1 protein-coding gene is annotated in these 4,054 nt (G+C 48.7%); it reads left to right on the forward strand.

The window, feature by feature from the left end; genetic code table 11:
- Positions 1-208: 208 nt before the first annotated feature.
- Positions 209-3,967 (forward strand): type V CRISPR-associated protein Cas12a/Cpf1, encoded by a 3,759-nt coding sequence (gene cas12a / locus L1965_RS15915; RefSeq protein WP_235757406.1) that lies wholly within the window; start codon positions 209-211, stop codon positions 3,965-3,967.
- Positions 3,968-4,054 lie beyond the last annotated feature (87 nt).

Below are 4,054 nucleotides of genomic sequence, written 5' to 3' on the forward strand. Positions count from 1 at the left end.
TTGTTGACGTTTTGGTTGTTGTATAGTTGATGGTTGATGTATTTTTGTTGATTCTGATGTTTCGATTTTTGTTTTTGTTTTGACAGCTCCCGGGATGCCAAAGAAGAAGAGAAAGGTTGGAGGTGGAGGTTCTGGAGGTGGAGGTTCTGGAGGTGGAGGATCTGGAGGTGGAGGTTCTGGAGGTGGAGGATCTGGAGGTGGAGGTAGTATGAGCAAGCTCGAGAAGTTTACCAACTGCTACAGCCTCTCTAAGACCCTCAGGTTCAAGGCTATCCCTGTGGGAAAGACCCAAGAGAATATCGACAACAAGAGGCTCCTCGTCGAGGATGAGAAGAGAGCTGAAGATTACAAGGGCGTGAAGAAGCTCCTCGACAGGTACTACCTCAGCTTCATCAACGATGTGCTCCACAGCATCAAGCTCAAGAACCTCAACAACTACATCAGCCTCTTCCGTAAGAAAACCAGGACCGAGAAAGAGAACAAAGAGCTTGAGAACCTCGAGATCAACCTCCGTAAAGAGATCGCCAAGGCTTTCAAGGGAAACGAGGGATACAAGAGCCTCTTCAAGAAGGATATTATCGAGACAATCCTGCCTGAGTTCCTGGACGATAAGGATGAGATCGCTCTCGTGAACAGCTTCAACGGATTCACTACTGCCTTCACCGGATTCTTCGACAACAGGGAAAACATGTTCAGCGAAGAGGCCAAGAGCACCTCTATCGCTTTCAGATGCATCAACGAGAACCTCACGCGTTACATCAGCAACATGGACATCTTCGAGAAGGTGGACGCCATCTTCGATAAGCACGAGGTGCAAGAAATCAAAGAGAAGATCCTCAACAGCGACTACGACGTCGAGGACTTTTTTGAAGGGGAGTTCTTCAACTTCGTTCTCACCCAAGAGGGCATCGACGTGTACAACGCTATTATCGGAGGATTCGTGACCGAGTCTGGGGAGAAGATTAAGGGACTCAACGAGTACATCAACCTGTACAACCAGAAAACGAAGCAGAAGCTCCCGAAGTTCAAGCCGCTCTACAAGCAGGTTCTCTCTGATCGTGAGAGCCTCTCATTTTACGGTGAGGGTTACACCTCTGACGAGGAAGTGCTTGAGGTTTTCCGTAACACCCTCAACAAGAACAGCGAGATCTTCTCGTCCATCAAGAAGTTGGAGAAGCTTTTCAAGAACTTCGACGAGTACAGCAGCGCTGGGATCTTCGTTAAGAACGGACCTGCTATCAGCACCATCAGCAAGGATATTTTCGGCGAGTGGAACGTGATCAGGGACAAGTGGAATGCTGAGTACGATGACATCCACCTCAAGAAGAAGGCTGTCGTCACTGAGAAGTACGAGGATGACAGGCGTAAGTCGTTCAAGAAGATCGGCTCTTTCAGCCTCGAGCAGCTTCAAGAATACGCTGATGCTGATCTCAGCGTGGTCGAGAAGCTCAAAGAGATCATCATCCAGAAGGTCGACGAGATCTACAAGGTGTACGGGTCCTCTGAGAAGTTGTTCGATGCTGATTTCGTCCTCGAGAAGAGTCTGAAGAAGAACGACGCTGTCGTCGCGATCATGAAGGATTTGCTCGACAGCGTGAAGTCCTTCGAGAACTATATCAAGGCCTTCTTCGGAGAGGGCAAAGAGACTAATAGGGACGAGTCTTTCTACGGGGATTTCGTGCTCGCTTACGATATCCTCCTCAAGGTGGACCATATCTACGACGCCATCAGAAACTACGTGACCCAGAAGCCTTACAGCAAGGACAAGTTCAAGTTGTACTTTCAGAACCCGCAGTTCATGGGCGGATGGGACAAAGACAAAGAGACAGATTACAGGGCCACCATCCTCAGGTACGGGTCTAAGTACTACCTGGCCATCATGGACAAGAAATACGCCAAGTGCCTCCAAAAGATCGACAAGGATGACGTGAACGGGAACTATGAGAAGATCAACTACAAGCTCCTTCCGGGACCGAACAAGATGCTTCCTAAGGTGTTCTTCAGCAAGAAATGGATGGCCTACTACAACCCGTCTGAGGACATCCAGAAAATCTACAAGAACGGGACCTTCAAGAAAGGCGACATGTTCAACCTCAACGACTGCCACAAGCTCATCGATTTCTTCAAGGACAGCATCTCGCGTTACCCGAAGTGGTCTAACGCTTACGACTTTAACTTCAGCGAGACAGAAAAGTACAAGGATATCGCCGGGTTCTACCGTGAGGTTGAGGAACAGGGTTACAAGGTTAGCTTCGAGAGCGCCTCCAAGAAAGAGGTTGACAAGTTGGTCGAAGAGGGCAAGCTCTACATGTTCCAGATCTATAACAAGGACTTCTCCGACAAGAGCCACGGAACTCCTAACCTCCATACGATGTACTTCAAGCTGCTTTTCGACGAGAACAACCACGGGCAGATCAGACTTTCTGGTGGTGCTGAACTCTTCATGCGTAGGGCCTCACTCAAGAAAGAAGAGTTGGTTGTTCACCCGGCCAACTCTCCAATCGCTAACAAGAATCCTGACAACCCGAAAAAGACCACCACGCTGTCTTACGACGTCTACAAGGACAAAAGGTTCAGCGAGGACCAGTACGAGCTTCATATCCCGATCGCTATCAACAAGTGCCCGAAGAACATCTTCAAGATCAATACCGAGGTGAGGGTGCTGCTCAAGCACGATGATAACCCTTACGTGATCGGAATCGATCGTGGTGAGAGAAACCTCCTCTACATCGTTGTGGTGGACGGAAAGGGAAACATCGTCGAGCAGTACAGCCTGAACGAGATTATCAACAATTTCAACGGCATCAGGATCAAGACCGACTACCACTCACTCCTCGATAAGAAAGAAAAAGAGCGTTTCGAGGCCAGGCAGAACTGGACTTCTATCGAAAACATCAAAGAGTTGAAGGCCGGCTACATCTCTCAGGTGGTGCATAAGATCTGCGAGCTGGTGGAAAAGTACGATGCTGTGATCGCTCTTGAGGACCTCAACTCTGGGTTCAAGAACAGTAGAGTGAAGGTTGAGAAGCAGGTCTACCAAAAGTTCGAGAAGATGCTCATCGACAAGCTCAACTACATGGTGGACAAAAAGAGCAACCCTAGCGCTACCGGTGGTGCTCTTAAGGGATACCAGATCACGAACAAGTTCGAGTCCTTCAAGAGCATGAGCACCCAGAACGGCTTCATCTTCTATATCCCTGCTTGGCTCACCAGCAAGATCGATCCTTCTACTGGTTTCGTGAACCTGCTCAAGACCAAGTACACCTCGATCGCCGACAGCAAGAAGTTCATCTCGTCTTTCGACAGGATCATGTACGTGCCGGAAGAGGATCTTTTCGAGTTCGCTCTCGACTATAAGAACTTCAGCAGGACCGACGCCGACTACATTAAGAAGTGGAAGCTCTACTCCTACGGGAACCGTATCAGGATCTTCCGAAATCCGAAGAAAAACAACGTGTTCGACTGGGAAGAAGTGTGCCTCACCTCTGCCTACAAAGAACTGTTCAACAAGTACGGCATCAACTACCAGCAGGGTGATATCAGGGCTCTTTTGTGCGAGCAGAGCGACAAGGCATTCTACAGCTCATTCATGGCCCTCATGTCTCTCATGCTCCAGATGAGGAACTCTATCACCGGAAGGACCGATGTGGACTTCCTTATCTCTCCGGTCAAGAACTCTGACGGGATCTTCTACGACAGCCGTAACTATGAGGCTCAAGAGAACGCTATCCTGCCGAAGAATGCTGATGCAAACGGGGCTTACAACATTGCGAGAAAGGTTCTCTGGGCTATCGGGCAGTTTAAGAAAGCGGAAGATGAGAAGCTGGACAAGGTGAAGATCGCCATCTCCAACAAAGAGTGGCTTGAGTACGCTCAGACCTCCGTTAAGCACGGATCTCCAAAGAAGAAGAGAAAGGTTTCTGGAGGATCTTCTGGAGGATCACCAAAGAAGAAGAGAAAAGTTTGACCTGCAGGATCGTTCAAACATTTGGCAATAAAGTTTCTTAAGATTGAATCCTGTTGCCGGTCTTGCGATGATTATCATATAATTTCT

The organism is Paracoccus salsus (genome assembly GCF_021556615.1).
Classification (GTDB): Bacteria; Pseudomonadota; Alphaproteobacteria; order Rhodobacterales; family Rhodobacteraceae; genus Paracoccus; species Paracoccus salsus.